The organism is Methylobacterium sp. J-078 (genome assembly GCF_022829285.1).
GTDB lineage: Bacteria > Pseudomonadota > Alphaproteobacteria > Rhizobiales > Beijerinckiaceae > Methylobacterium.
Map to the genome: position 1 here is coordinate 179,612 of NZ_JAKSYI010000120.1, position 25,527 is coordinate 205,138.

26 protein-coding genes are annotated in these 25,527 nt (G+C 69.1%); 17 read left to right on the forward strand and 9 right to left on the reverse strand.

The annotated features are described in order from the left end of the window. The first annotated feature begins 89 nt into the window (after nucleotides 1–89). Both hfq and hflX read left to right on the forward strand, forming a co-directional pair. Entirely contained in the window at nucleotides 90–344 is a 255-nt protein-coding gene (hfq, locus tag MKK58_RS21390) for an RNA chaperone Hfq (RefSeq protein ID WP_238275333.1), read from the forward strand. A 114-nt stretch (nucleotides 345–458) separates the two neighbouring features. Further along, entirely contained in the window at nucleotides 459–1,874 is a 1,416-nt protein-coding gene (gene hflX, locus MKK58_RS21395; protein WP_243914606.1) for a GTPase HflX, read from the forward strand. Nucleotides 1,875–1,969: 95 nt separating this feature from the next. Here the strand turns inward: hflX and MKK58_RS21400 are convergent, their stop codons facing one another. From MKK58_RS21400 to uvrA, 3 genes are all read right to left on the reverse strand, one after another. Then, on the reverse strand, nucleotides 1,970–2,530 hold the full coding sequence (locus MKK58_RS21400) for a fasciclin domain-containing protein (protein ID WP_243914818.1): 561 nt from the start codon (nucleotides 2,528–2,530) through the stop codon (nucleotides 1,970–1,972). A 215-nt stretch (nucleotides 2,531–2,745) separates the two neighbouring features. Then, the gene (locus MKK58_RS21405) at nucleotides 2,746–3,726 is read right to left on the reverse strand and encodes a transporter (protein WP_243914608.1); all 981 of its coding nucleotides are present in this window, start codon (nucleotides 3,724–3,726) and stop codon (nucleotides 2,746–2,748) included. Between the two features lie 509 nt (nucleotides 3,727–4,235). Further along, nucleotides 4,236–7,211, reverse strand: coding sequence for an excinuclease ABC subunit UvrA (uvrA, locus tag MKK58_RS21410; protein WP_243914615.1), 2,976 nt, complete (start codon nucleotides 7,209–7,211; stop codon nucleotides 4,236–4,238). Between the two features lie 467 nt (nucleotides 7,212–7,678). Here uvrA and MKK58_RS21415 point away from each other — a divergent pair, with 467 nt between their 5' ends. Next, on the forward strand, nucleotides 7,679–9,724 hold the full coding sequence (locus tag MKK58_RS21415; RefSeq protein WP_243914617.1) for a methyl-accepting chemotaxis protein: 2,046 nt from the start codon (nucleotides 7,679–7,681) through the stop codon (nucleotides 9,722–9,724). Between the two features lie 41 nt (nucleotides 9,725–9,765). On the opposite strand, the gene MKK58_RS21420 is transcribed toward MKK58_RS21415, so the two are convergent. Beyond that, entirely contained in the window at nucleotides 9,766–10,410 is a 645-nt protein-coding gene (locus MKK58_RS21420; RefSeq protein ID WP_243914619.1) for a hypothetical protein, read from the reverse strand. Between the two features lie 191 nt (nucleotides 10,411–10,601). Between MKK58_RS21420 and MKK58_RS21425 the strand changes: the two genes are divergently transcribed. Continuing rightward, nucleotides 10,602–12,032: an SNF2-related protein gene (locus MKK58_RS21425; protein WP_243914621.1), complete on the forward strand. Its 1,431-nt coding sequence runs from the start codon at nucleotides 10,602–10,604 to the stop codon at nucleotides 12,030–12,032. Between the two features lie 101 nt (nucleotides 12,033–12,133). Next, nucleotides 12,134–12,526: a phage holin family protein gene (locus MKK58_RS21430; RefSeq protein ID WP_243914623.1), complete on the forward strand. Its 393-nt coding sequence runs from the start codon at nucleotides 12,134–12,136 to the stop codon at nucleotides 12,524–12,526. 3 nt (nucleotides 12,527–12,529) lie between these two features. Here the strand turns inward: MKK58_RS21430 and MKK58_RS21435 are convergent, their stop codons facing one another. The 3 genes from MKK58_RS21435 to epmA form a co-directional block, all read right to left on the reverse strand. After that, nucleotides 12,530–12,979: a Tellurite resistance protein TerB gene (locus MKK58_RS21435; RefSeq protein WP_243914624.1), complete on the reverse strand. Its 450-nt coding sequence runs from the start codon at nucleotides 12,977–12,979 to the stop codon at nucleotides 12,530–12,532. Between the two features lie 71 nt (nucleotides 12,980–13,050). Then, nucleotides 13,051–14,133 (reverse strand): lysine-2,3-aminomutase-like protein, encoded by a 1,083-nt coding sequence (locus MKK58_RS21440; RefSeq protein ID WP_409565285.1) that lies wholly within the window; start codon nucleotides 14,131–14,133, stop codon nucleotides 13,051–13,053. Continuing rightward, on the reverse strand, nucleotides 14,130–15,182 hold the full coding sequence (gene epmA / locus MKK58_RS21445) for an EF-P lysine aminoacylase EpmA (RefSeq protein ID WP_243914626.1): 1,053 nt from the start codon (nucleotides 15,180–15,182) through the stop codon (nucleotides 14,130–14,132). The genes MKK58_RS21440 and epmA overlap by 4 nt, the downstream gene beginning before the upstream one ends. A gap of 185 nt (nucleotides 15,183–15,367) precedes the next feature. Between epmA and efp the strand changes: the two genes are divergently transcribed. Then, nucleotides 15,368–15,934 carry an elongation factor P gene (efp, locus tag MKK58_RS21450; RefSeq protein WP_056474694.1) on the forward strand — a complete coding sequence of 189 codons (567 nt, stop codon included), beginning with the start codon at nucleotides 15,368–15,370 and terminating at the stop codon, nucleotides 15,932–15,934. A gap of 22 nt (nucleotides 15,935–15,956) precedes the next feature. On the opposite strand, the gene MKK58_RS21455 is transcribed toward efp, so the two are convergent. Next, nucleotides 15,957–16,946, reverse strand: coding sequence for a DUF1624 domain-containing protein (locus MKK58_RS21455; RefSeq protein ID WP_243914628.1), 990 nt, complete (start codon nucleotides 16,944–16,946; stop codon nucleotides 15,957–15,959). Nucleotides 16,947–17,228: 282 nt separating this feature from the next. Here MKK58_RS21455 and MKK58_RS21460 point away from each other — a divergent pair, with 282 nt between their 5' ends. The 10 genes from MKK58_RS21460 to MKK58_RS21505 all read left to right on the forward strand — a co-directional run bounded on the left by MKK58_RS21460 (nucleotide 17,229) and on the right by MKK58_RS21505 (nucleotide 23,397). Beyond that, the gene (locus MKK58_RS21460; protein WP_243914630.1) at nucleotides 17,229–17,846 is read left to right on the forward strand and encodes a cold-shock protein; all 618 of its coding nucleotides are present in this window, start codon (nucleotides 17,229–17,231) and stop codon (nucleotides 17,844–17,846) included. A 65-nt stretch (nucleotides 17,847–17,911) separates the two neighbouring features. Beyond that, on the forward strand, nucleotides 17,912–18,355 hold the full coding sequence (locus tag MKK58_RS21465; RefSeq protein WP_243914820.1) for a DUF192 domain-containing protein: 444 nt from the start codon (nucleotides 17,912–17,914) through the stop codon (nucleotides 18,353–18,355). A 137-nt stretch (nucleotides 18,356–18,492) separates the two neighbouring features. Then, nucleotides 18,493–18,972: a hypothetical protein gene (locus MKK58_RS21470; protein WP_243914632.1), complete on the forward strand. Its 480-nt coding sequence runs from the start codon at nucleotides 18,493–18,495 to the stop codon at nucleotides 18,970–18,972. A 76-nt stretch (nucleotides 18,973–19,048) separates the two neighbouring features. Continuing rightward, the gene (locus MKK58_RS21475; protein ID WP_243914633.1) at nucleotides 19,049–19,945 is read left to right on the forward strand and encodes a dienelactone hydrolase family protein; all 897 of its coding nucleotides are present in this window, start codon (nucleotides 19,049–19,051) and stop codon (nucleotides 19,943–19,945) included. Between the two features lie 154 nt (nucleotides 19,946–20,099). Next, nucleotides 20,100–20,540: a response regulator gene (locus MKK58_RS21480; protein ID WP_243914634.1), complete on the forward strand. Its 441-nt coding sequence runs from the start codon at nucleotides 20,100–20,102 to the stop codon at nucleotides 20,538–20,540. Nucleotides 20,541–20,615: 75 nt separating this feature from the next. Further along, a complete protein-coding gene (locus MKK58_RS21485) occupies nucleotides 20,616–20,837 on the forward strand; it encodes a hypothetical protein (protein ID WP_243914635.1) in 222 nt (73 codons plus the stop codon). A gap of 141 nt (nucleotides 20,838–20,978) precedes the next feature. Further along, nucleotides 20,979–22,166, forward strand: a complete 1,188-nt coding sequence (locus tag MKK58_RS21490; RefSeq protein ID WP_243914636.1) for an alpha/beta hydrolase — start codon at nucleotides 20,979–20,981, stop codon at nucleotides 22,164–22,166. A 41-nt stretch (nucleotides 22,167–22,207) separates the two neighbouring features. After that, nucleotides 22,208–22,819: a glutathione S-transferase gene (locus MKK58_RS21495; RefSeq protein WP_243914637.1), complete on the forward strand. Its 612-nt coding sequence runs from the start codon at nucleotides 22,208–22,210 to the stop codon at nucleotides 22,817–22,819. A 55-nt stretch (nucleotides 22,820–22,874) separates the two neighbouring features. Then, complete coding sequence (locus MKK58_RS21500; RefSeq protein ID WP_243914638.1) at nucleotides 22,875–23,072, forward strand: hypothetical protein; 198 nt, start codon at nucleotides 22,875–22,877, stop codon at nucleotides 23,070–23,072. Between the two features lie 148 nt (nucleotides 23,073–23,220). After that, a complete protein-coding gene (locus MKK58_RS21505) occupies nucleotides 23,221–23,397 on the forward strand; it encodes a DUF1328 domain-containing protein (protein ID WP_003599466.1) in 177 nt (58 codons plus the stop codon). A gap of 112 nt (nucleotides 23,398–23,509) precedes the next feature. Here the strand turns inward: MKK58_RS21505 and MKK58_RS21510 are convergent, their stop codons facing one another. Then, complete coding sequence (locus tag MKK58_RS21510) at nucleotides 23,510–23,767, reverse strand: NepR family anti-sigma factor (RefSeq protein ID WP_243914639.1); 258 nt, start codon at nucleotides 23,765–23,767, stop codon at nucleotides 23,510–23,512. A gap of 147 nt (nucleotides 23,768–23,914) precedes the next feature. On the opposite strand from MKK58_RS21510, the gene MKK58_RS21515 reads away from it, so the two are divergent. After that, entirely contained in the window at nucleotides 23,915–24,718 is an 804-nt protein-coding gene (locus MKK58_RS21515) for a response regulator (RefSeq protein WP_238275395.1), read from the forward strand. Nucleotides 24,719–25,527 lie beyond the last annotated feature (809 nt).

Genomic DNA, 25,527 nt, shown 5'->3' on the forward strand with positions numbered 1-25,527 from the left:
TCCTGGCGTTTCGCTCCCGGTCATGACACCAATAGAAGAGAACCCGTCCGGTGCGACGGGCGGCAGCGTGAAGCAAGGATAAGAAGAAAATGGCGGGCGAGCGCGCGCAGAACCTCCAGGACACGTTCCTGAACCATGTTCGCAAGAACAAGATCCCGTTGACCATCTTCCTCGTGAACGGCGTCAAGCTGCAGGGGGTGGTGACCTGGTTCGACAACTTCTGCGTGCTGCTGCGCCGGGATGGACACTCGCAGCTCGTCTACAAGCACGCGATCTCGACGATCATGCCGGGCCACCCGGTCCAGCTCTTCGAGCCCGACGAGACCACGCCCGACAAGGCTTGAGACCGCTCGAAAGCGTACGCCTCCGGCCCGATAAGGTTTGCCGCGCCCTTGTCTCGGGCCGGCAAGCGCCCATTGTCCTGAAGACACGCAGGACAGGGTCGAACGAAAACCTACATGACTGAACCGATGACGGCCGGCGAAGCCCGGCTCCAGGCGATGGCCGCCCCCGAAGGCGACATCGCGGCGGCAACCCACACCCTCGTCGTCGGCCCCTATCTCGGGCGCGCCGCGGTGGCGGCCCGGGGCAACCCGAGCGGCAGCCCCGAAGCCCTGCGCTCCACCGAGGCGCGGCTCGACGAGGCCGCCGGCCTCGCCGCCGCCATCGAACTCGACGTGGTCGAGGCCATCGTCGCGCCGGTGCAGCGCATCCGCCCGTCCACCTACCTGGGCAAGGGCCGGGTGGAGGAACTGGCCGGGGTGATCCGTGCCCGCGAGATCGGCCTCGTGGTGATGGACTGCGCGCTCTCGCCCGTGCAGCAGCGCAACCTCGAGAAGGCCTTCGGCTGCAAGGTCATCGACCGCACCGGCCTAATCCTCGAGATCTTCGGGCGTCGGGCCTCGACCCGCGAGGGCACCCTCCAGGTCGAGCACGCGCATCTCGCCTACCAGAAGAGCCGCCTCGTGCGGTCCTGGACCCACTTGGAGCGCCAGCGCGGCGGCTTCGGCTTCCTCGGCGGCCCCGGCGAGACCCAGATCGAGGCCGACCGGCGCATGATCCAGGAGCGCATGACCAAGATCGAGCGCGAGCTCGATAGCGTCACGCGCACGCGCGGCCTGCACCGCCAGAGCCGGGCGCGGGTGCCGTACCCGATCGTGGCCCTGGTCGGCTACACGAACGCCGGCAAGTCGACGCTGTTCAACACCCTCACCAAGGCCCAAGTGATGGCGCAGGACATGCTGTTCGCCACCCTGGATCCGACAGCCCGCGCCACCAAGCTGCCGCACGGCGAGACCGTGATCCTTTCGGACACGGTGGGCTTCATCTCCGAACTGCCGACCTCCCTGATCGCGGCCTTCCGGGCCACCCTGGAGGACGTGATCCACGCCGACATCCTGCTCCACGTGCGCGACGTTGCCCACGTGGACAGCGCCGCCCAGGCCGAGGATGTCGGGTCGGTGCTGCGCGAACTCGGGATCGAGACCTCGGCGGCGCGCATCATCGAGGTCTGGAACAAGGCCGACCTCCTCGACGAGGATGAGAGCACCCGCCTGCTGAACCTCAGCGGGCATGGGCGCAGCGACCGGGACAGCGACGCCCCGGTCCTCGTCTCGGCGGTCACGGGGGAAGGCCTCGGCGTCCTCACCGCCCGGATCGAGGCGCGGATCGCCCGGCAGCGCTCCACCTTCGCGGTCATCCTGCCGCCCGAGGACGGGGCGGCCCTGCACTGGCTCTACGAGAACGCGGAGGTGCTCGACCGGCGCGAGGAGGAGGGCGGGACCATGCATCTCGCCATCCGCATCGCCCCCGAGAAGGAGCCGCGCTTCCTCAACCGCTTCGCGGGTGCGCGCCGGCTCAACCGGGTCGGCTGACGAACCTGCGTCCCCTTCGGCCCTGAACGCGTTGCGCCCGCGATCCGAAAGGATCGCGGGCGCTTCCCGTCAGGCGACAGGTCGGTCCGGTGGGATCAGGGCTGGAGGACGCCGTTGATGACGTGGATGACGCCGTTCGACTGCATCACGTTGGCGGTGGTGACGGTGGCGGTGCTGCCCTTGGCGTCGGTCACGTAGACCTTCTTGCCCTTGGTCTGAATGACGAGCGGCTCTCCCTCGACCGTCTTCAGCTGCGCTTCGCCGCCGCCGTCCTTGGCGAGCTTCATCAGGTCCTTGGCGGTGTAGGTGCCGGGGACCACGTGGTAGGTTAGGATCTTGGTCAGCGTGGCCTTGTTCTCGGGCTTCACCAGGGTCTCGACGGTGCCGGCCGGCAGCTTGGCGAAGGCGGCGTTGGTGGGTGCGAACACCGTGAAGGGGCCGGGGCTCGACAGGGTGTCGACGAGGCCGGCGGCCTTCACGGCGGCGACCAGCGTGGTGTGATCCTTCGAGTTGACCGCGTTCTCCACGATGGTCTTCGAGGCGTACATCGGCGCGCCGCCGACCATCGGGTTCTTGGCAAGGGCTGCGGCCGGCAGGGCGGCGCCGAGCGTGAAAGCGAGGGCGGCCGAGGCCAGGGCGCGGTGCGTGATCTTCATCATGAGCATGTTCCTCTTCGTCGTTCCCTCGTGCGGGGTGACTGAGGCGCTCTACGAGGCGATCGCACCGAAAGTTTCAGCCCATCTCGGCCCCGGACCGAGATCACGCCGATGTGTGGATGCTAAAACGCGAAAACCGCCGGACCCCGAGGATCCGGCGGCTGTCAGAGAAGACGTCACGGGATGACCGGGGCGCGAGCCCCGGCCAGCCGATCTCAGTACTTGCGGACAATCGGGGCCGGAGCAGCGGCGACCGGGGTCGGCGAGTACAGCGGCACGATCAGGCGGAACCAGCCTTCGACCGTGTCGGCGCGGCGCACGGCGTTCACGACGGTCGTGGCGACCCAGGCCTGGGCGGTGACGGGTCCGAAGTCGTAGCCGATGAGACCACCGACCGAGAAGTTGCCGCGGTTGCCGGCAGCGAGGCTGAACTGGCTGACGTCGAAGTTGTAGGTGCCGTAACCGATGGCGCCGATCTCGAACTTGCCGAACTTCTTGGTCGCGGTCAGGTCGAGGTTGAGCGAGTCGGAGATGAGGAACGGACCGCGAGTGGTCGGGAACGCGACGCTGACGCCGGGGACGCCGCCGCCGAAGCTGGCCGGCGAGTCGTAGATGTTGGCGGTCAGGTTGGCCGTCAGGTTCCAGCCGTCGCCGGTGTAGCTGGCTGCGACGCCCATGCGGTAGGTGTTCGAAGCGAGCTGGCCCAGCACCGGGGTGGCGAAGGTGGTGCCGGCGTTGTTCACGAGAACGCCGCGGCCGCCGTTGAGCTCGTTGAGGTAGACACCGCCGAGCAAGCTGACGCCGAAGTTGTTGCCGAGATCGAAGGCCCAGATGCCGCCCACGAAGGTGCCGACGTTGATCGACAGATCGCGCGAACCGTTCGGGCCGCCGTTCTTGCCGAAGGCGAAGACGGTCGGGGGAGCGACGAGCAGCTCGATGCGGCCGCCGAGCGGAACCAGCGGGGTCGACCAGACCAGCACCGGGATGTTGACGGCGACGTCGACCGAACCCGGAGCGACGTTCTCGTTGCTGCGGTAGACGAACGTGTTCAGCGCGTAGATGCCCTCGGGCAGCGGAGCGCCGGTGGCGAGACCGACCTGCTCACCCGGAACGGTCGTGGTCTGCGCGTAGGAAGCCGTGGCGGTCATGCCAACGGTCAGCGCGAGCGCGCCTGCGGCGAGCCAGTTCTTCGTCATTATCTTCTTCCTTCCCAAGGATTTCAGGTCCGCCACGCAGCCAACCGAATCATTCTGCCGATACGCCGCTTTGGTGCGGCTTGTTTGCAGTCGATCCGGTGGCCCCCCTTGCGGCGCGTTCTCAAGTCTCAACGTCGAGAACTATTCTACAGGACGCGGCGGAAGAACAGCAGAATGCTTGGAAACGGGGCAGTTCGGATCGAACCGTTGCGCAAAAGCCGCAATTCCGCCGCGCTGCAGCGTAAGATTGTGTTAACTATTTCAGCAGGCTTTTCGCGTTCTCGAGGCGTCCTTCGGTCGGCATGCCGGCAGAATACCGCTGAATGCTCAAGCTGTTGGCACGAGCCGGCCAGGCCGGGAACATCCGGCAAGCGCGGGGCTGCGATCGCGCATCCGCGCAAAGCGCCAACGCCAGTTTCGGCGCTGCGAGGCCGGTTCAGGCGTGACGCGGAACGGTTCAGGCGCGGTTCGCCGCGCGAATCGCACACCCGTCGGGTGGAAGGGACCGCCTATTCGGCGGCCGCGCGTCCCTTGGCGGGGGCGGGGGCTGGCCGCCGGGCGAGGACATCGCGCAGGAAGCGTCCCGTATGGCTCGCGCGGGACTTGGCGATCTGCTCGGGCGTTCCCTGCGCCACTACCACGCCGCCGCCATCGCCGCCCTCGGGGCCCATGTCGATGACCCAGTCGGCGGTCTTGATGACCTCGAGGTTGTGCTCGATCACCACGACGGTGTTGCCCTGGTCCACGAGTTCGTGGAGCACCTCCATGAGCTTGGCGACGTCGTGGAAGTGCAGGCCGGTGGTCGGCTCGTCGAGGATGTAGAGCGTGCGGCCGGTAGCCCGCTTCGACAGTTCCTTCGAAAGCTTCACCCGCTGGGCCTCGCCGCCCGAGAGGGTGGTGGCCTGCTGTCCGACCTTGACGTAGCCGAGGCCGACCCGGGCCAGGGTCTCCATCTTCTCCCGGATGGTGGGCACTGCCTTGAACAGGTCGGCGGCCTCCTCGACGGTCATGTCGAGCACGTCGGCGATGGACCGGTCGCGGTACTTCACCTCCAGGGTCTCGCGGTCGTAGCGGCGGCCCTTGCAGACGTCGCAGGTGACGTAGACGTCCGGCAGGAAGTGCATCTCGATCTTGATGACGCCGTCGCCCGAACAGGCCTCGCAGCGCCCGCCCTTGACGTTGAACGAGAACCGCCCGGCCTGGTAGCCGCGGGCCTTGGCCTCCGGCAGGCCCGCGAACCAGTCGCGGATCGGCGTGAAGGCGCCCGTATAGGTCGCCGGGTTGGAGCGCGGGGTGCGGCCGATGGGCGATTGGTCGATGTCGATGACCTTGTCGAGGTGTTCCAGCCCGTCGAGTCGCTCGAAGGGCGCCGGATGCTCCAGGGCGCCGTTGAGGGATTTGGCCACCGCCTTGTAGAGCGTGTCGATGATCAGGGTCGACTTGCCGCCGCCGGAGACGCCGGAGATGCAGGTGAAGGTGCCGAGCGGGATGTCGACCGAGACGTTCTTCAGGTTGTTGCCGCGGGCGCCGATCAGGCTGAGCTTGCCGGCCTTGCCCTTGCGCCGCCCGGTGGGCACCCGCACGCTCATCTCGCCGGTGAGGTACTTGGCGGTGAGGGAGGCGGGGTTCTTCAGGACTTCCTCGGGGGTGCCCTGCGCGATGATGCGACCGCCATGGATGCCCGCACCCGGGCCGACATCGACGACGTAGTCGGCCTGCAGGATCGCGTCCTCGTCGTGCTCGACGACGATGACCGAGTTGCCGAGGTCGCGCAGGCGCTTAAGCGTGCCGAGCAGGCGCTCGTTGTCCCGCTGGTGCAGGCCGATGGACGGCTCGTCGAGGACATAGAGCACGCCGGTGAGGCCGGAGCCGATCTGCGAGGCGAGGCGGATGCGCTGGCTTTCGCCGCCCGAGAGCGAGCCGGAGCCGCGCGCCAACGTCAGGTACTCGAGGCCGACATCGATGAGGAAGCTGAGCCGGTCGCGGATCTCCTTGAGGATGCGCAGGGCGATCTCGTTCTGCTTCTCCGTCAGCTTGCCCGGCAGATCCGAGAACCACACATGGGCATCGCGCACCGAGAGGGCGGTGATCTCGCCCACATCCTGCATGGCGACCTTCACCGAGAGGGCTTCGAGCTTGAGACGCTTGCCGCCACAGGTAGCGCACGGCGTCTCGCTCATGAAGCGCGCGATCTCCTCGCGGGAGCTGTCGCTCTCGGTCTCCTTGTAGCGGCGCTCCAGGTTCGGGATCACGCCCTCGAAGGGCTTGTTGACTTCGTAGGCCCGCATGCCGTCGTCGTAGGCGAAGCGCACCGATTCCGGTCCGGTGCCGTACAGGACCACCTCGCGGGCCTTCGCGGGCAGGTCGCCCCAGGCCACCGTGGTCTTGAAGCCGTAGTGCCGGGCCAGCGCGTCGAGGGTCTGGCCGTAATAGGGCGAGGTCGACTTCGCCCAGGGGCCGACGGCGCCACGCTTCAAGCTGAGCTTGGCGTCCGAAATGACGAGTTCGGGGTCGATCCGCATCTCGTGGCCGATGCCGCCGCAGGTCGGGCAGGCGCCGAAGGGATTGTTGAACGAGAACAGCCGCGGCTCGATCTCCGCGATGGTGAAGCCGGAGACGGGGCAGGCGAAGCGCGACGAGAAGGTGACGGGCTCGCGCGGGGCCTCGCCCTCGGGCGTATCGGCGAACTCGATCACCGCGATCCCGTCGGCGAGTTCCAGGGCGGTCTCGAAGGAATCGGCGAGCCGCGCGGCGATGTCGGCCCGCACCACGATCCGGTCCACCACCACGTCGATGTCGTGCTTCAGCTTCTTGTCGAGCTTCGGCACATCGTCGATCGGATAGTACTCACCGTCGACGCGCAGGCGCTGGAAGCCCTTCTTCTGGAACTCGGCGATCTCTTTGCGGTACTCGCCCTTGCGGCCACGGATCACCGGCGCCAGCAGGTAGAGGCGGCTCTTCTCCGGCAGGGCCAGCACCCGGTCCACCATCTGGCTGACCGTCTGGCTCTCGATGGGCAGGCCGGTGGCCGGGGAATAGGGGATGCCGACCCGCGCCCAGAGCAGGCGCATGTAGTCGTAAATCTCCGTGACGGTGCCGACCGTGGAACGCGGATTCTTCGAAGTGGTCTTCTGCTCGATGGAGATCGCCGGCGAGAGCCCGTCGATCTGGTCGACGTCGGGCTTCGACATCATCTCGAGGAACTGGCGCGCATAGGCCGAGAGCGATTCGACGTAGCGGCGCTGCCCTTCCGCGTAGATGGTGTCGAAGGCCAGCGACGACTTGCCCGAGCCCGAGAGGCCCGTGAACACCACCAGCCGGTCGCGCGGGATCGTCAGGTCGATGTTCTTGAGGTTGTGCTCGCGGGCGCCGCGCACCGAGATGACCCGCTGATCGCGTGCGCCCTCGAACAGGGCCTCGATCTTCGCCTCGACCCGCTCGGCCTCGGCTTGGGATTTTTTGGCGGCGGCTTTGGCTTTGGCCATGGTGTCTCTTCGGAAGGTCGCGGGCCCGGGCGGGGCAGGGCTCTCCCGTCTCCTCCCGAGCGCCATGTCGGGCGCGCGCCCCCAAGCGGCAAGGCACGCGCCACGCATATCCCCATCAGCTAGAACAAAATGCGTACAGGCTCAACTCCGCGCGGACCGCGGGTACAGGCGACGCGCGAGGGCGGCGGAACCGTCGCCCCGGCATCTCCGGGGCGGCCCTCGGCCGAGGCGATGCGGAGAGGGGCAAGACCAAGCCTTCGACTTGGAGCCGACGCAGGAGATGCGACGGTTATCCGCAAGGTGATCGCGCACAACGCGAAGGACTTCGCGCATGCGTCGCCGCGCCGGAAAGTCTGCCTCCAAACGAGCAGACTGCTGCAAAAAACATCAAAGGTTACACCGGCAAGAAAAACTTTACGGCCCGACACGGACAACGATCGGGCCCTCGCGTTTTCAGGCTCTCATTCATGTCTGCCGGATTTTTCTCTTCCCTTCGCGTCCGTATCCTGCTGGTCGCGCTCGCGCCCTGCTTTGCCTTCGCGGTGGTGGCCGGTCTCACCATCGCCGAGCGGATCGGGGAGCGGGCCCGCATGGGGCAGGTCCAGCACCTCGTCGGGTTCGCCGGGCGGGTCAGCGCCTTCGTCCACGAGGCCCAACGCGAGCGCGGGGCGTCCAGCCTGTTCCTCGGCTCGAAGGGCACCCAGTTCCGGGCCGAACTCGACGCTCAACGCCTGCGCACGGATGCCAGCCGCCGCGCGCTGGACATCGCGGCCGACGCGGAGGCGTTCGGCGCGGGCATGGCGCGCCGGCAGGCCGCCCTGGCGGACGGGCTCGCCGGCATCGCCGCCCACCGCAAGGCCGTCGACGACCTCGCCCGGACTCCTGCGCAGAACATGGCCCTGTATTCGGGCGTGATCGGCCAGGCCCTCGACCTCGTGCGGGAGATGTCCCAGGTCGCGTCCAGCGCGGACCTCGCGGCCCGGGTCTCGGCCTATTCCGCCTTCCTGTCCCTGAAGGAACTCGCCGGCCAGGAACGGGCCGCAGCCTCGGCCATCATCGGCGCGGGCCGCATCGACCTGCCCGGCCACGAGCGCCTGGCAAGCCTGCTCGCCGGGCAGACCACCTACGAGGGCCTGTTCCGCCTCGGCGCCGATCCGGCCCAGGCCGCCCTCCTCGACGCCACCAAGGCCGGCGCACCGGCCCGCGAGGTCGACCGGCTGCGCCGGATCGTCCTCGACACGCCACCGGGAACGCCCCTCGCCGTCACGGACGCCCCGGCCTGGTTCGGCCTCGCCACCCAGCGCATCGACGGGCTGAAGGGCATCGAGGATCGCCTCACGGCCGATCTCGACGCGGCGGCGGGCAGCGCGCGCGCGGCAGCGGAGCGGAGCGCGGCGCTCTGGATCACGCTCGGCCTCGCGACCCTGGCCCTCTCCTGCGCCGTGGCCTTCGTCTTCGGAACCGCCATCGCGCGGCCCCTCGCGCGCATTGCGGAGGCCCTCACCGCCATCGGGCGGGGCGAGGCGGCCGGCCCGATCCCGCAGGGCGGCGCGCGGGAGGTCCGTGCCATCGCGGGGGCGGCCATCGCGTTCCGCGACAGCGTGGCCGAGCGCCAGCGCATCACCGGTGAGGCCGATCAGCTGACCGCCCAGGCCACCGCCGCACGGACGGCGGCGATGCACGACATGGCCGATCGCTTCGAGGCCCGGGCCGGCGGCATCGTCGAGGCCGTCTCGGCGGCCTCAAGCCAGCTCGAGGCCGCCGCCTACGCCCTCACGCAGGCGGCCAGCGACACTTCGTCCCTCAGCCACGCGGTGGCGTCCGCCTCGCAGGACACGGCCGCGACGGCCGACACGGTGGCGGCGGCAACCGAGGAACTGAGCGCATCCGTGCGCGAGATCGGTGCCCGCGTCGAGACCTCGGCGGCGGTCGCTGACGAGGCCGAGCGCGACGCCGTGCGGATGAAGGGCGATGTCGACCGTCTCGCCCATGCGGCGGCCAGCATCGGCGAGATCGTGGGACTGATCTCCAGCATTGCCGCGCAGACAAACCTGCTGGCGCTGAACGCCACCATCGAGGCGGCGCGCGCGGGCGAGGCTGGTCGCGGCTTCGCGGTGGTCGCCGCGGAGGTGAAGAGCCTCGCGACCCAGACCGCGCGGGCCACCGAGGACATCGCCGCGAAGGTCGCGGAGATCACCCACTCCACCGACGCGTCGGTGACGACGATCGCGGGCATCACCGAGGTCATTCAGCGCCTCAGCCGCCTCTCGGGCGACATCTCGGCGGCTGTCGAGCAGCAGGGAGCGGCAACCCAGGAGATTGCGCGGAACACCACGCTCACCTCGGAGGGGACGCGGGCCGTCTCGGGTCACGTCGCCGGTGTGCGCGAGGCGGCGGAATCCGCCCGCGCCGGCTCGGCGCAGGTTCTGACGGCCGCGAGCGACCTCGCGCGTCAGGCGGCCAGCCTGCGGCAGGAGGTGGACGGCTTCCTCGTCACCGTGCGGGCGGCCTGAGGCCAGGTCTTCGCGCGGCGTGCCGCTTCAGGGGGTCATGCTCAGGGCGACGTGGACCAGGGATTGATCACCCGCATCGCGGTCGTCTCGATGCGCACGGGCTGGTCCACGCTCGCCGGCATCGTCTTGGCGGCGCGCGCCATCATCTTGCGGGCCTGATCGGCGGGCATCGCCCCGATGGGCAGCATCATGGCGGCGAGCTGGACGCGGGTGCGGCGGTCGATAAAATCGGACCGGCCGATGCTCTCGAAGTCCCGCGCCGTGTGGCGGTCGTCGGGCTTGCCGACGAAGACCTTCGGGCCGTCCTTCATCACCACGATGTCGCCGGGGCGCAGGGTCTCGTCCTTCATGAACGCGGCGGCCGGACCCGCCTTCATGTCGAGGGGGGTCTGGCGGTCGGTGATCTTGATCTGAAGGGGCTCGGCCTTCGGCAGGGCGGCGTAGCGGATCTTGGGGCGCGGGCGGGACGCCGCCGCCCGGCGGATCGAGCGACGAACCTGTCCGTACGCGCCGGTGTCGGCGCTGGGCGCTGGCGCCACTTGCGGCGCGGGACGGGCAGGGGCAAACAACAGGTCGAAGAGGCCGCCATCGGCGCTCTGGGCGCTGGCCGAGCCACCGAGGATCAGAAATGCGAGGGCGGACGCGATCGCCGCGCGCGGCGCGGCGAATAGCGGAATCGTCGGCATCGATCTCTCCGATTACGGCTCCCGACCGCGCGTCGGGACGACACCTTAACGGAAGCACAACCTGAACAGTTCCAAGGTTTTCAAAACATGGTGAGGCCGGCGCAAAGACTTCGCGCAGGTGCCAAAACGCATCCGCCGAGAAGAGATTCACGCCTGCGCGCTGGGCAGGCCCGCATTGCCGGATGCCCGTGATGCCGTCTCTCGTTCCGCGTCCGCATCAGGTGGCCGCGAGCCGCGCGATCCTGGCGGCGCGCGCAGCGGGGCGGCCCGGTTTCCTGCTCGGCGACACCACGGGCCTCGGCAAGACCCTCTCGGTCTGGAGCGCGCTCGCGGCGATGCCCGAGCGCGAGATCCTGATCGTCTGTCCCAAGGGCGCGATGCCGCAATGGCGCCGGACCATCGCGCTGTCGGGCCTCGCCGAGAAGGCGATCACCCTCACCAACTATGAGCGCACCAAGGCCCTGATGGCGCCGCCGCCAGCAGGAAAGAGCCGCTCGGCCCGCGCCCGGAACAATGCGCTCGCCCGGCACGGGACCCCGAAGCGGACCTGGCCCCTGGTGGTGTTCGATGAGAGCCACCGCATCCGCAACCCGTACGCGCAGCAGAGCCTGGTCTGCCGGCAGATCGCGGAATCGGCGGCCTTCACGGTCTATCTCAGCGCTACCGCCGGACAGGCGCCGCACGAACTCTCCTATCTCGGCCACCTTCTCGGCCACGCGGCGGGCGAGCCGGCCGCGACCCTGGCGGAGTTCCGCGCCCTGATGCAGCGTCTCGGGATCGGCCGGGCCAAGGGCCGCTGGACCAACTGGTCCTGGGAGGCGAACCCGCGCGACTGCGCGGTGATGGCCGACCTCCTGTTCAAGGGCGAGCGGGCGATCGGCCTGCGCCGCCGCCCCGCCGACATCGCCGGCTGGCCGGAGGTGCAGCGCGAACTCAGCCCCGTGGCCCTGAGCCCCGCCGAGCGTCGGCTCTACGATGCCACCTGGCGGGAGTTCCGGCGCGAATGGGGCCTGCTCGGCGGCAGCACCCGCCGACCGGCCGGCTGGGCGGCGGATCTACGCTTCCGCCAGAAGGCCAGCCTGCTGCGGGTCTCGGGCACGGCCGCCTTTGCGGATCTCCTGATCGAGGATGGCCATCAGGTGGCGATCTCGGTGGCCTTCCTGGAGACGGGCGACGCCCTGGTCGAGGCCCTGCGCACGGCGGGCTGGCGCGCGGATTCGATCACGGGGACCCGGGCGGGGGAGGCCAACGAGGCGACCCGGCTCGCCTTCCAGAGCGGAGACCTCGACGCCGTGGTCTTCACCGTCACCGAATCGATCTCCCTGCACGAGGGCGAGATGCCCGGCGGCACGCGGCCCCGCGCCCTCATCGTCCACGACCTGCGCCACAGCGCGATCCAGCTGACCCAGATCGAGGGGCGCTGCCACCGCGACGGCAAGCGGGCGACGATCTACTACGCGCTGGCCGAGGACACCGTGGAGGAGCGCATCGCCGCCACCGTGGTCGGCCGCATGGCCGCCATGGAGGCGATGGCGGGGGAGGACACGGTGCTCCTCGACGCCATCGCGGCGGCGATCCGGGAGGCGCCGGATGTCGCGGAGCGGGAGGCCCCGCCGGCCTGATCGGCGCGCGGGGGCCGGAACGCGATCGAACCGCCACGGTTGTGGCTTCCAGGACGTCTTCACGCCCGCGCCCGCCGCCCCTACCACGAGGACCCGATCCGATGGCCCAAAAGACGCAGAGCCTGCGCAGCCTGATCAGCGAGGGCCTGCGCCATGGCGGCGACCTCGTCGGCCAGGAACTCGAACTGATGCGGCGGGAGACGGACGGGAACATCCAGGCCATCCTCGGCCTCGTCGCCCGCTTCGGGACCGCGCTCGTCCTCGTGGTCGCGGCCCTGGTGATGCTGTTCGTCGCCCTGGTGAAGGGCCTGGCGGCCCTGATCGGCTCCGAGATCCTGGCAGCACTCATCGTGGGCGGCCCGTTCGCCGCCGTCGCGCTCGTCCTGACGGTGATGGGCCTGCGCCGGATGGCCCGCTCGAACCTGCTGCCGCGCCGCTTCGAGCGCCAGGTCGAGAAGGATGCCGCGCTCGTCTCGGATCGCGTCTCCGGCTGAGGCTCAGGCCCCCGCCGCCGATCCGAGCAGAGCGTCCTTGTCGACCTTCAGAGCGGCGGCGATCTCGGCGAGCGCCGCGTGCTCGACGGCGCTGATCCCGGCCTGGTCGGCGACGTCCGCGGCGATGAGGAAGACGGCCCGGCGCTGGGTGGCGTCCCGATCGGCGATGCCGGCGACGAAGCCCAGGTTCTCGGCGCGGCCGGCGCGGGTCCGGGCGCGGGCGATGCCCTCGAACAATTCGGCCTCGAGCTTCAGGGTGTCGTAGCCCTTCTCGAGGATCGGGTTGGCCCGCATGCCGGCAAGCGCCGCCTCGATCTCCTCCTCGTCGATCTCGTAATCGGCCAGGATGACGTTGGCGGCGGCCGAGACCGCCGCCTCCATCAGGGGACGGTCGCCGAGATAGGACGTCATGGTCTGGCTGAAGCGCCCGACGAAATCCTGAAACACACCCATCAGCTTCCCCGAGGATCGTGAGGTCGCGCGCCGCGCGTTTCCGGCATCAAAAGCGTCGCGGCGAAGAACTGTCAACGCGCGGGACTTACTGAGCCAGGTTCGGACTCCGGCGGATAGGCATGCTCCGCCCCCCGCGGATCGGTCACCCGCCAGCCGGCCGCCGAGGCCGTGAGGTAGTTCGGCCCCACCGGCACCTTGCCGTGCCCCCCCGGGATATCGAGGACGTAGAGCGGCTGGGCGAGGCCCGAGAGCCGGCCGCGCAGGGCCCGCATGAGGTCGCGGCCGTGCCCGAGGCCGGTGCGCAGGTGCCCCGTGCCGGGGGCGAGATCGCCGTGATGCAGGTAGTAGGGCTTGATCCGGTTCTCGACGAAACGCCGCATCAGGCTCTCCAGGGTCGCGGGATCGTCGTTGATACCGGCGAGCAGCACCGTCTGGCTCACCATGGGGATGCCGGCATCCACCAGCCGCGCGATCGCCGCCATGGCGGCCGGCGTGAACTCGCGCGGATGGTTGGCGTGGAGCGCCACGAAGACCGCGCCGCCGAACCGCTTCAGGGCCGCGACGCGCGCCGGCGTGACGGCGCCCGGATCGACCACCGGCACGCGGGTGTGGAGGCGCAGGACCCGCACGTGCGGGATGCCGGCCAGAACCTCGGCGATGTGGGCGAGGCGGCGGGCCGAGAGCGCGAAGGGGTCGCCCCCGGTGATCACCACCTCCCAGATCTCGGGCCGGGCCGCGATGTAGGCCAGCGCCCGCGCGAGATCGGCCTCGCCGAGCGTGCCCAGCCCGTCCGGCCCGACCATCTCGCGCCTGAAGCAGAATCGGCAATAGACCGGGCAGACATGGAGCGGCTTCAGGAGCACGCGGTCCGGGTAGCGGTGGACGATCCCGGGCAGGGGGCTGTGCGCGTCGTCGCCGATGGGGTCGGCCGTCTCCTCGGGCCGCGTCTCCAGCTCCTCGGCCCGGGGCAGGAACTGGCGGGCGATCGGATCGGCCGGATCGGCGGGGTCGATCAGCTCGGCCATGTCGGGCGTCACCGAGACGGCGTAGCGCGCCGCCACCGCCTCCAGGGCGGGCAGGTCGGCGGGCGCCGCGAGGCCGGCGCGAGCCAGGGCCGCCGGATCGCGCAGGATTCCGTTCACGGGCCGGTTCACACAGGGTCTCCCGCCACGGGGGTCCAGATCACGTCCTCGATGCGCGGCGCGCCGGTGGCGAGCATGACGAGGCGGTCGAGGCCGAGCGCGATGCCGCTCGCCTCCGGCATCACCGCGAGGGCGGCGAGGAAATCCTCGTCGATGGGGTAGGTCTCGCCGTAGACGCGCGCCTTCTCGGCCATCGCGCACTTGAAGCGGCGGCGCTGCTCCTCGGCATCGGTCAGTTCGCCGAAGGCGTTCGCGAGCTCGACGCCGCAGGCATAGAGCTCGAAGCGCTCCGCCACGCGGGGGTCGCGCAGGCTCGGGCGAGCGAGCGCGGCCTCGCTCACCGGGTACTCGTACAGGATGGTGGGCCGGCCGAGGCCGAGATGCGGCTCGATCCGGGCGACGAGGACGCGGCTGAATAGATCGCCCCAGGTGTCGTCCTCGGCCACGCGCAGGCCGGACCGCGCCACCGCCGCCGCGAGGCCGTCGCGGTCCGTGCGGCCGTCGCGGTCAATGGTGGCGAGGAGGTCGATCCCGGCGCGCTGCGCGAAGGCTTCCGCCAGGGTGATCCGCTCGAACGCCGCGAAGGGGTCCGCCTCGCGGCCGCGATGCCGCAGGCGCCGGGTGCCCGCCCGCTCGGCCGCGAGAGCCAGGAGGTCGGCGCAGTCGCGCATGAGGTCGGTGTAGTCGGCCCCCGCCCGGTACCATTCCAGCATGGTGAATTCCGGGTGGTGCAGGGGTCCGCGCTCGCGGTTGCGGAAGACGCGGGCGAAGCTGACGATCCGTTCCTCGCCGGCCGCCAGCAGCTTCTTGCAGGCGAATTCGGGCGAGGTGTGGAGGTAGAGCGGCCGGCGCGACCCGTCCGGTCCCAGGGCCTCGGTGGCGAAGGCCGAGAGATGCGCCTCGTTGCCCGGCGAGACCTGGAGCGCGGCCGCCTCCGCCTCGACGAAATCCGCCTGCTCGAAATGCGCCCGGAACGCCGCGACGATGCGGTTGCGCGCCATCAGGGCGGGGCGGCGGTCGGCGTGCCGGTGCGGGGCCCACCAGGGGGAGGGGGTGTTCATCGTGTGGCCGAGAACGCAGGAATCATGATGCGGGAATTTCGGCTCTCTCGGGCGCCGCCGCGCGCCGCGACTGGCAACGGGGCCTCGGATAGGTTAGTGGCGGGGCCATGATGTCGCTCCCGCGGAGGAAACCGCGGCGGGGCGATGCGTCCGTTTTTCCAACGAACACAGCAGGACCAGACCCCGTGAAGGTGATCGCCTCTACGCTCCGCAAGGGCAACGTCGTCGACAAGGATGGCAAGCTCTACGTCATCCTGACGGTCGAGAACATCCACCCCGGCAAGGGCACACCGGTGACGCAGCTCGACATGCGCCGCATCACTGACGGCGTGAAGGTGTCCGAGCGCTACCGCACCACCGAGTCGGTGGAGCGCGCCTTCGTGGAGGACCGCGAGCACACCTTCCTCTACGAGGACGGCGAGGGCTTCCACTTCATGAACCCCGAGAACTACGACCAGGTCGCGATCCCCAAGGACGTCGTCGGCTCGGCCGCGCCGTACCTGCAGGAAGGCATGGCCGTGATGGTTTCCACCCATAACGGCGTGGCCCTGACCCTGGAGCTGCCCCAGCGCGTCGTGCTCGAGGTGACCGAGACCGAGCCGGCGATGAAGGGCCAGACCGCCTCCTCCTCCTACAAGCCCGCCATTCTCTCCAACGGCGTGCGCACCGCCGTGCCGCCGCACATCGCCGTGGGCACCCGCGTGGTGATCATGACCGAGGATGGCTCTTACGTGGAGCGCGCCAAGGATTGAGATCCGGAACGGCGCCCCGCCTTCAGGGCGTCGGCGCCGTTCCCTCGGCCGCCTCGTAGCAGGCCTGCGACAACGCCTGGGCCTTGAGGCGCTCCTCGGCCGTGAAGCTGCGCGGCCGGTCGGCCCAGAGCCCGTCGCGGCGGAACGCATCGGACACGCAGGACGCGGCTGTGGCGCAGGCCCCGGCCTCCCCGCCGGTGGCGGTGCAGTTGCGGACATAGAGCGCCCGGAACTCGGCGACGCCGGCCTGCGGATGCGGCCCGGTCAGGGTCACGAGGCCGGTGAGCAATCCCATCAGCACCGGCTGGTGGATGAGGTAGACCGCGAGGCTGTGCCGCCCGGCGAAGGTCAGGCCTCGCGCCAGGCGTCCCCGCGCCCGCCATCCGCCGGCCCGAGAGCCCGCGAAGGCCGGCAGCCCGGCCCGGGCGAGGGCAACGCCGATGAGGACGAGACCCGCCCAAGGAAACAGCGGCACGTAATCGTTGGTCTGGGGCGTCCCGCGTCCGAGGCCGAGGAACGCCAGGACCGGCGCGTCCAGCCAGTCGGCCGAAACGAGGTGCGGCGCGGCCATGATGGCGAGCCCGGCAAGGGCCGCGCTCCAGACCGGCAGACCGCGCACGAAGGGCAGAGCGAGGACGCTGGCGACGGCGATGCAGTGCAGGATGCCGAAGAAGATGTAATGCGTCGGGTCGGACAGCGCCGTGGCGCCTGTGACGAGGAGCGCCGCGCCCGCGATCCGCGCCAGCCGCAGGGCGAAGGGCCGCGCCGCGAAGCGGACGCCGTTCATCAGCACCAGTCCGAGACCGACGAGGATCAGAAAGCTTCCCGCGATCCCGTGCGCCGCCGCGCGGCCGAGCGGCGTCAGAGCGTAGTTCTCGGGAGTCAGGCGAAGGGCGCCCAGATCCCAGAGGGCGTGATACGTCGCCATCGCCGCCAGCGCGACGCCACGGGCCGCATCGATGGCGTCGAAGCGCGGGCGGGACGGCGTGGTCGGCGAAGCGGGGCTGGTCATGCCGGCATGCCCCTAGCACCGATCTGCCACGGAGGCGCTACCGCCCGGCCGATCGGCTTTCGGTGCCCTTGATGAACGAAATTTGAATCCGAAGCGCCGAAGTCAGAAAACGCTTTGGCACACGAACGCGATGGGACAGTTCGTTCTGTTGCGCCCGAACCGCCGTGCCAAACAATGCGGCATCGATGAGCCTCCGCGACCGTCAAACGGGCTTCCGCCGAGTCATGACTTTGTTAATCTCCTTCATGGGTCGCGTGGCGTGATTCGGTGTGGGTTGCTTACATGTCGGACGATTTCGGTTCGGGCCCGTTCGGGCGGCATTCGTCGGGGGAGACCGACGACACCCGCGCCGGTGAAGGCCCCGGCGCGGACATTCAGCGCCCCCTCGACCTCGTGGAGGTGGCGGGCCGAATCAAGTGGTTCGATGTCGCGAAGGGCTTCGGCTTCATCATCCCCGACGACGGCTCGGCGGACGTGCTGCTTCACATCACCTGCCTGCGGCGCGACGGGCACCAGAGCGCCAGCGAAGGTGCGCGGGTCGTCGTGGAGGCCACGGAGCGGCCGCGCGGCTGGCAGGCCTTCCGGGTCCTGTCCCTCGACCAGTCGACGGCGATCCACCCCTCCGAACTGCCCCTGCCGCGCACCCACGTCACCGTCACGCCGACAAGCGGACTCGAGACGGCCGTGGTGAAGTGGTTCAACCGGCTGCGCGGGTTCGGCTTTCTCAGCCGGGGGGACGGCACGCCGGACATCTTCGTGCACATGGAGACGCTTCGCCGCTACGGCATCGCCGAACTCAAGCCCGGCGAGATGGTTCTCGTCCGCTACGGCGACGGTTCGAAGGGCAGGATGGCGGCGGAAGTCCGCCTCCTCGACGGCGCACTGCCCGCTTCACATTGACGGATGGTCCGGTGATTTCTCGACGCACGACCGACTGGCGCGGCCGCTTCTGCGCGCTTCTCGCGATGACGCTCCTCGCCCTGGCGCCCGGAGCGGTCGCGGCGCAGGACGCCGCCTCCGGACCGACCGAGCCGCTGAGCATCGTCACCCGGGGCGGACGGCACAACTTCGCCGTGGAGGTGATGCGCACCGACGCCGACCGCTCGCGCGGGCTCATGTATCGCCGCACCATGGCACCGGACCACGGCATGCTGTTCGACTTCGCGGCGACGGCCCCCGTCGCGATGTGGATGAAGAACACCTATCTGCCGCTGGACATGCTGTTCATCCGGCCGGACGGCAGCATCGCGAAGATCGCGGCCGATACCGAGCCGCTGTCCACGAAGGTGATTCCCTCGAACGAGCCCGTGCTGTCGGTGCTCGAACTCAACGCCGGAACGGCGGCCCGGCTGAAGATCCATCCCGGCGACCGGGTCGAGCACCCGCTCTTCGGCGGAAAGACGCGCTGAAGGCGCCGAGCCGTCTGCGACCGAACACATCGAGAACAAAGGCTTGACGCCTGTTCTGTTTCGGATCAATGTTCCCTTAATGTTCTGAACCGTTCCGGCGTGCCACGGGTGCGCCGCGACGTCGACGAGGGAACATCATGATCGACCAGCATTCGGATCACGCCTGCACGACCCCGAACCGCCCGTTCGCGAACACCGAATGGCGCCTGCTCGTCGACGGGCTGGAACATCGGACCAGCGGCTACTTCATCGCCGCGGACATGATCGCGATGCGGCGCGGCGATCTCTGGGAGTGGCCGCTGCACCTTTCGGAGAAGAACTGGTGCGGCCCGCGCGCCTTCCGCGAGGCCTTCCTGGCGGCGCTCGAGGCTTTCGGCGTCAGCCCCGACGCGAACCTCGCGCGCTCCTTCGCCCTCGGCTTCGGACTCGTCGCGGGTCCCGGCGCCCGGGGCGGCGGTGAGGATTTCGTCGCCCTCGGCGAGTTGGTGCGGCCCAAGCCCCCGGCCACGACCCGCAAGCGCGCCGCCGCGTCCGAGGGCCGGACGCCGTCGCGCCGGACCGTGATGCCCGTGCCGCAGCGGACGGGCGAACCCAACCGTCAGCGCGCCACCCTCTGACACGCGGGACCGAGATGGTCCCGCGCTCGCGCTGCCCTAGCTGTCACGGACAGGTCCGAGACCGACCGGGGACACCATGTCGAACACGCCCGATTGCCCATCCGTCGACGCGCCGCTCGGAGGTCTCGACGGGCTCCTGACGCCGCCGTTTTCCCGGCGCGGTTTCGTCATGACGAGCCTGATGACGGGCCTCACCCTGGCAACGACCTCGGTCGAGGCGCAGGTGATCCGGACCGATGCCGAGGGTCTCGAGGCCGGTGAGGTGAAGATTCCGGCCGGAGACGGCCCGATGCCGGGTTACCGCGCGATGCCCGCAGGCGAGGGGCAATTTCCCGTCATCCTGGTCATTGAGGAGATCTTCGGCGTCCACGAGTACATCAAGGACATCTGCCGACGCCTCGCGAAGGCGGGTTACTGCGCCGTCGCGCCCGAACTCTACGCCCGTCAGGGCGATCTCTCTACGATGACGGACGCCAAGCTCATCATCCGCGACGTCATCTCGAAGACGCCGGACGCGCAATGGATGGCCGACCTCGACGCGGCCGCCTCCTGGGCGGTGTCCGCCGCGCAGGGCGATCCGGCCCGGATCGGGACCATGGGCTGGTGCCGGGGCGGGCGCGGCGTCTGGCTCTACGCGGCGCACCGCAAGGATCTCAAGGCGGGCGTGGCCTGGTACGGACCTGTCGGCGGAGAGCGAACCGAGATCCAGCCGCGCACCGGTACCGACGTGGCCGCCGAGATCAATGCACCGATCCTGGCCCTTTACGGGGGCGCCGACACCGGCATCCCGGTGGCGACCGTCGAGGCGGCGCGGGACAAGGCCGTCGCGGCCGGGAAATCCGTGGAGTTGGTGGTCTACCCGGAAGCACCGCACGGCTTCCATGCCGATTACCGGCCGAGCTACCGTCCCGTCGAGGCCAAGGATGGTTGGGCGCGGGCCCTATCGTTCCTGAAGTCCCACGGCGTGGGATAAAACCCTCACGAAAGCGTGACACCGAAAGCACAACCGCACGGTCTCGAAGGTCGATCCGCGATCCTGTCCGATCGGCCACATTGACACTTTCCGTGCTCCGTGGCGCAACGATGTCAGCGGCCCGCCGTTCTGGCCTCAAGAGCGTTCCGGACCCATGAGTGCAGTGACTTCTTCGGATGCACGCCCCGTGATTCTCGTCGTCGAGGACGAACCCGACGAGCGCTTCCTGGCGGCCGAACTGCTGGAAGAAACGGGCTTCCGGGTGATCGAGGCCGAGACGGCCGAACGCGCCCTCGCCATCCTGAACGACCGGGCCGACGAAGTCAGCGTCGTCTTCTCGGACGTGCGTACGCCGGGGCCGATCGGTGGATTTGAACTCGCCCGCATCATCGGCGTGACCTGGCCCCGGGTGCGCGTGCTCCTGACTTCGGGTGATGCCGGCGACCAGCCGAGCGACCTGCGTGTCTCGGCCACCTTCATCCCGAAGCCCTGGCGCGCCGCCGACATCCTGGCCTGGGTCGAGGAAGCCGCCGGGCGGCCAGACGGGGCGCGGCCGCGCCCCGACGTGATCGGTTCGCCCGCGGGCGGCGCCTAAAGTATTATCATACATCAATGGAAACATGGGGGCGTATGGCCGTTGACGGGTTTCCCGTAAGCGAGAGGCCGCGCGATGGCCCATGAGCCGAACATGAAACCTGACCGTACTGCCTATGCCGCCAACACGGATGACGGCTGGTCGTCGCTCACCGTCTTGTCGGACCAGCGTATGCTGTCGACGCTCGGCAATCGTCTGCGGAGTGTCTATGAGGACGTCACGGATTCGGCACAGCCCAGCGATCTCATGCGTCTGGCCGCCATGATCGACGCGCGCCGTAACCATTCCGGCACCTGATCACGCGAGAACGACTGACTGAGTGCGGCGGGAATACCGCACTCAACGGCGCGGGTTTGCCGTATGATCCTCGAGAATTCAGGTCCACATGCCGGCGGGGACAAACCCACGGCAGTCCCGGGCCGGTCGATCGGGCCTTCCATGCGTTTGAACCTTCCCCTCGGTCTTGCCGCCTGCGGCGTCGTTGCCCTGCTCGCGGCCGGATCGCCGACGTTTGCGGCCGCACCGCCCGTCCAGCCCAAGGACGGACCGGGCGGAATCATCGATCTCGGCGCTACGATCATCAAGCGCGGCCTCGGCAAAGCCGGTGCCGGGAGCTTCCTATTCTACAAGTCCGGACCCGCCCCGGCCGAGGGCCGGCCGGTCGTGGTACTCCTGCATGCCTGGGGCGCGCCGAACCCACAGGCCTACGGCGCCTGGATCGACCATCTCGCGCGCACCGGCGCACTGGTCATCTTCCCCCGCTTCCAGGAGTTGAACCGGACCCGGCCTTCGGACGCCAGCGCCATCGCCGCGCGCATCCTGGGCACCACTTTCTCGGATCTCCAGGGCGACGCGGAGGCCAAGCCCGACCGGACGCGCGTCGCGTTGATCGGCCATCTGGCCGGCGCCCCCATCGCGGCCAACATCGCGGCCGATGCCGGGGCGCAGGGATTGCCCATCCCGCGCCTGGTCTTCGCGATCATGCCAGGCGGCATCGCCAGCGACGCGCGGGCGCGGGGCGTCGTCCTGCACGACCTCTCGCGGATCGCGCCCGAAACCCTCGTGCTCACGGTGATCGGCGACCGTGACGCCCGGGCGGCCGACCTCGCTGCCCGGCGCCTGTTGCGGGAGGCCAGCAGCGTGACGAGCGAGCGCAAGCTCTTCGTGCGCGCCCTCTCGGACGATCACGGCTTTCCGGCCCTGACGGCGACGCTGTCCTCGCCGGCGGCCGTCGACACGGCCTATGATGGCGGTGCGATCAAGCTGCCGCCCGAGCCGCCGCGCGATCCGAAGCAGCCGGCGGCCCCGTTCAAGTGGACGCCCGACATGGCGCTGACGGGGGAGCAGACGACGCTGGTGGCGCAGATCAACAACGCCCGCGCCGACAGCCTCGATTATCTCGCCTACTGGAAGACCTTCGATCTCGCAGCCGCCGCTGCCTTCGGGGGCAGCGATGCCGGCGCCCTGAAGGGCAATCCGCGTTTCAGCGACATGGAGCGCTGGGCGGATGGCTGGCCCGTCAAGCGCCTCGCCGTCGAGACGCCGCGGGCGAGCGCACCTGCCGCTGTCGCGCCGGCCGCGCCCGCCGCGCCGCGCGCCAAGCCCGCGAGTTCGCGCCGACCCTGAGCGCCCGCACGAAGACCCGACCCCGACCCGGACCATACCCGATGCAGCTGTTTCACTCCCACTTCTCGCCGTTCGCCCGCAAGGTCATGGTCGTCGCCCACGAGCACGGCCTCGCCGAGTCCCTCGAACTCCTGCCCACGGCCGCCCACCCGGTGAAGCGCGACGGCACGATCCTGGCCCGCCATCCCTTGGCGCAGGTGCCGACCCTGATCGACGAGACGGGGCAGGCGATCGCCGATAGCCGCGTGATCTGTGAGTATCTCGATGCCCGGGCCGGCGGCAGCCTGTTCCCGGACGCGGGCCCCGCGCGCTGGATCGCCCTGAACGATCAATCCACCGCCGACGGCATGCTCGATGCAGCCCTGTTGATCCGCTACGAGCTGACGGCCCGTCCCGAGGCCGAGCGCTCCGCCGCCTGGATCACGGCGCAGCAGGCCAAGATCGAGAGCGGGCTTGCGAGTTTCGAAGCCGCTGCCGGAACGCTTGCCGGCCGCGTGGATATCGGCACCATCGCCCTCGGCTGCGCGCTCGGCTACCTCGATCTGCGCTTTCCCGAGATCGTCTGGCGAGCGGCCCATCCGGCGCTTGCCGCCTGGTACGAGGCGTTCGCCGCCCGTCCATCCATGATGGCGACGCGCCCGCCCGCGGCCTGATCTCCGCTGGCGCGCGAGTTGCGACGGCGCCTCCGGGTCAACCGGATGCGCCGCCATGCCCGATTTCGTCGCCACCCTCGCCGCCGCCGCCCTGTTCTGCGGAGGCGTCCTGATCCTCAACGGATTGACGCGCCTCGCGCTTCATCTGCACTTGGCGCCCTTCGACCTCGCCGAGAACGGGCTCCTCCAGTACGGCCTCGCCCTGGGGCTCGCGGGCCTGTTCTGGCGTCGAGCGGCGCGCAAAGCCTTCTGACGCGGGTTCGCTTCACGGACACGCCATGCGGCGGCGCTAAAAGATGGCGATCGTGTGACGACCCCAGGAACCCCTTCCGTAACTTGACGTTATGCTGTCATGAGGTCGCAGCCGATGCTGCACCGTACTTGATAGAGGGTTGAGTCACATGCTCGGATGGGCCGTTACGTTCCTGGTCGTCGCCCTCGTCGCGGCGCTTCTCGGCTTCGGTGGCATCGCCGGCACGGCGATGGAAGCTGCCAAGCTCGTGTTCTTCGTGGCGATCGTACTCTTCGCCATCTCGGCCGTGATCGGCCTGATGCGCGGTCGTTCGCCGACGCTCTGAACCGCACCGGCGTCGCGATCGACGCTTAGAGGTTCGCAGAAGAAGGGCCGCTCGCTGAAAACGAGCGGCCCTTTCTCGTGGTGGAGGTCGATGAAGGGGCTGATCGGGTGCGTCAGCCTTGTGAATCCGACCCCGGCACCGAGGTATCCAGCTTGGCGATGAGGTCGCGGAAACGGTCGGGGACAGGCTGCTGCACGATGGTGTCGTACATCGCGCGCAGATGCAGGCCGATCCGCTTCTGCGTGTGATCGCTCAGGCCCTGTCGCGCCGTCGCATCCGTGCCGTTCGGGGCTGGCCCCTCGAAGGGGGGGCCACCGCCCGATTCGTTGTCTTCCATACTTCGGTCCCCTTGGATGTCGACAAGCGACATCGCCGCGATTGTTTTGCGGCTTCACATAGGCCATGGCTGCACCTGCAACGCTGGTGTGAACAATCGGTTCCCAGCCGGCGGAACGGAGCCCCGCATTCCGCGTTGTGGCGGAGGCGCCCGAGAGTACGGCAAAGCCAAGGGGATATAATGTCGACAGCTCAACTCGTCGTTCAGCATCTGCCGTACCTGCGCCGTTACGCGCGGGCGCTGACCGGCAGCCAGGTTGCTGGCGACGCCTATGTGGCGGCCACCCTGGAAACACTGGTGAACGAGCCGGAGACGCTCGGCCGCAGCTCGAACGTCAAGGCCGACCTCTTCCGTGTGTTCACCCGCATCTGGAACTCCCTCTCGGTCAACGGGCAAAGCGAGCAGGTTCAGCACGACCTGCCGGCGGAGGTGCGCCTCGGTCAGATTACGCCGCTTCCGCGTCAGGCCTTCCTGCTGTCCTGCCTCGAGGGCTTCTCGGAGGAGGACGCCGCGATCATTCTCGCGGTGGACGTGAGCGAGGTCCGGGATCTCGTGGACGAGGCCGGCCGCGAGCTCGCCGCCGACATGGCCACCGAAATCCTCATCATCGAGGACGAGCCGCTGATCGCAATGGATCTAGAGGCCCTGGTGGAGGGCCTGGGCCACAACGTGATCGGCGTCGCCCGCACCCGGACCGAGGCCATCAAGATCGCCTCCGAGGGTACGCGCCCCGGCCTGATCCTGGCCGACATTCAGCTCGCCGACGGCAGCTCCGGCCTCGATGCGGTGAACGATCTCCTGAAGACCTTCGAGGTTCCGGTGATCTTCATCACGGCCTACCCGGAACGCTTCCTCACCGGAGAGCGTCCCGAGCCGGCCTTCCTCATCGCCAAGCCTTTCCAGCCCGCCAACGTCTCGGCGGTCATCAGCCAAGCGCTGTTCTTCCAGCAGAGCGCGCGCCGCCGTGAGGCCAAGTCGGCCTGATCGCGACGACCACGAACGACACGACATCAAAGGCAAAAACCCCGGCCCGCGCCGGGGTTTTTTGTTGCCCGCGCATCCGAAGGCTGGCCACCGCGTCTCAAACCGGTGGAAACGAAAAAACGGGCCGGACAAAAGTCCGGCCCGCTAAAAGTTTCCGGCCAATGCACAAGGGGAATGCGGGGGAGGACCAGGCGGCCGGGTTGCCATGACAACGGCGATGCCACGCAGCGGGTTCCGATATCCACGAACCGAATGCGATTTTCCGGGCACATGATGCGCCGACGCCACACCGCCGCCCATCACCGAGGCGAGCGAAAGTTAAGCGCAGACAATTCGATCGATGCCTTTAACTTCGCGCTATTCAGAACATCGTGGTTAAGGAACCGTTTTTCCGGGCGCGCGTTAGACCGACAACCTGTCAAGCTCCTCCTGGAGATTACGACGATGTCTCGGTCAGGCTTCTTTCTCAGCGTGAGTGGACCGGCCGCGATTCTGACGCTTCTCGTCCACCCCACGATCCGTCAGACCGCAGATCAATGGACGCCCGCCCCCGCATTTGTCGTCTCGTCAACGCCGGCTCAATCTTCAGTCCCGGTCGAGGTCGCCTCGATCCCGGGATCAGGCACGCGCATCGTGCCGGCCATCCCGGGCGCCGGTCGTACCGCGAGCGACAAGGATGGCCCGCGGATGCGCAAGCCTCTCCAAGAGGGTTGCGAGCGAGCCATCAGCTCGCTTGCTGGACCAGAGGCGCGACGCATGGTCCCCGGCCGCTGCATGACCTGAAACGGTCGCAACTCTCCACAAACCGA

What these genes read in the sequence shown, in the direction of transcription:
- hfq (WP_238275333.1), top strand. Translation starts at nt 90, where the DNA reads ATGGCGGGCGAGCGCGCGCAGAACCTCCAGGACACGTTCCTGAACCAT.
- hflX (WP_243914606.1), top strand. Translation starts at nt 459, where the DNA reads ATGACTGAACCGATGACGGCCGGCGAAGCCCGGCTCCAGGCGATGGCC.
- MKK58_RS21400 (WP_243914818.1), bottom strand. Translation starts at nt 2,530, where the DNA reads ATGAAGATCACGCACCGCGCCCTGGCCTCGGCCGCCCTCGCTTTCACG.
- MKK58_RS21405 (WP_243914608.1), bottom strand. Translation starts at nt 3,726, where the DNA reads ATGACGAAGAACTGGCTCGCCGCAGGCGCGCTCGCGCTGACCGTTGGC.
- uvrA (WP_243914615.1), bottom strand. Translation starts at nt 7,211, where the DNA reads ATGGCCAAAGCCAAAGCCGCCGCCAAAAAATCCCAAGCCGAGGCCGAG.
- MKK58_RS21415 (WP_243914617.1), top strand. Translation starts at nt 7,679, where the DNA reads ATGTCTGCCGGATTTTTCTCTTCCCTTCGCGTCCGTATCCTGCTGGTC.
- MKK58_RS21420 (WP_243914619.1), bottom strand. Translation starts at nt 10,410, where the DNA reads ATGCCGACGATTCCGCTATTCGCCGCGCCGCGCGCGGCGATCGCGTCC.
- MKK58_RS21425 (WP_243914621.1), top strand. Translation starts at nt 10,602, where the DNA reads ATGCCGTCTCTCGTTCCGCGTCCGCATCAGGTGGCCGCGAGCCGCGCG.
- MKK58_RS21430 (WP_243914623.1), top strand. Translation starts at nt 12,134, where the DNA reads ATGGCCCAAAAGACGCAGAGCCTGCGCAGCCTGATCAGCGAGGGCCTG.
- MKK58_RS21435 (WP_243914624.1), bottom strand. Translation starts at nt 12,979, where the DNA reads ATGGGTGTGTTTCAGGATTTCGTCGGGCGCTTCAGCCAGACCATGACG.
- epmA (WP_243914626.1), bottom strand. Translation starts at nt 15,182, where the DNA reads ATGAACACCCCCTCCCCCTGGTGGGCCCCGCACCGGCACGCCGACCGC.
- MKK58_RS21455 (WP_243914628.1), bottom strand. Translation starts at nt 16,946, where the DNA reads ATGACCAGCCCCGCTTCGCCGACCACGCCGTCCCGCCCGCGCTTCGAC.
- MKK58_RS21460 (WP_243914630.1), top strand. Translation starts at nt 17,229, where the DNA reads ATGTCGGACGATTTCGGTTCGGGCCCGTTCGGGCGGCATTCGTCGGGG.
- MKK58_RS21465 (WP_243914820.1), top strand. Translation starts at nt 17,912, where the DNA reads ATGACGCTCCTCGCCCTGGCGCCCGGAGCGGTCGCGGCGCAGGACGCC.
- MKK58_RS21470 (WP_243914632.1), top strand. Translation starts at nt 18,493, where the DNA reads ATGATCGACCAGCATTCGGATCACGCCTGCACGACCCCGAACCGCCCG.
- MKK58_RS21475 (WP_243914633.1), top strand. Translation starts at nt 19,049, where the DNA reads ATGTCGAACACGCCCGATTGCCCATCCGTCGACGCGCCGCTCGGAGGT.
- MKK58_RS21480 (WP_243914634.1), top strand. Translation starts at nt 20,100, where the DNA reads ATGAGTGCAGTGACTTCTTCGGATGCACGCCCCGTGATTCTCGTCGTC.
- MKK58_RS21485 (WP_243914635.1), top strand. Translation starts at nt 20,616, where the DNA reads ATGGCCCATGAGCCGAACATGAAACCTGACCGTACTGCCTATGCCGCC.
- MKK58_RS21490 (WP_243914636.1), top strand. Translation starts at nt 20,979, where the DNA reads ATGCGTTTGAACCTTCCCCTCGGTCTTGCCGCCTGCGGCGTCGTTGCC.
- MKK58_RS21495 (WP_243914637.1), top strand. Translation starts at nt 22,208, where the DNA reads ATGCAGCTGTTTCACTCCCACTTCTCGCCGTTCGCCCGCAAGGTCATG.
- MKK58_RS21500 (WP_243914638.1), top strand. Translation starts at nt 22,875, where the DNA reads ATGCCCGATTTCGTCGCCACCCTCGCCGCCGCCGCCCTGTTCTGCGGA.
- MKK58_RS21505 (WP_003599466.1), top strand. Translation starts at nt 23,221, where the DNA reads ATGCTCGGATGGGCCGTTACGTTCCTGGTCGTCGCCCTCGTCGCGGCG.
- MKK58_RS21510 (WP_243914639.1), bottom strand. Translation starts at nt 23,767, where the DNA reads ATGTCGCTTGTCGACATCCAAGGGGACCGAAGTATGGAAGACAACGAA.
- MKK58_RS21515 (WP_238275395.1), top strand. Translation starts at nt 23,915, where the DNA reads ATGTCGACAGCTCAACTCGTCGTTCAGCATCTGCCGTACCTGCGCCGT.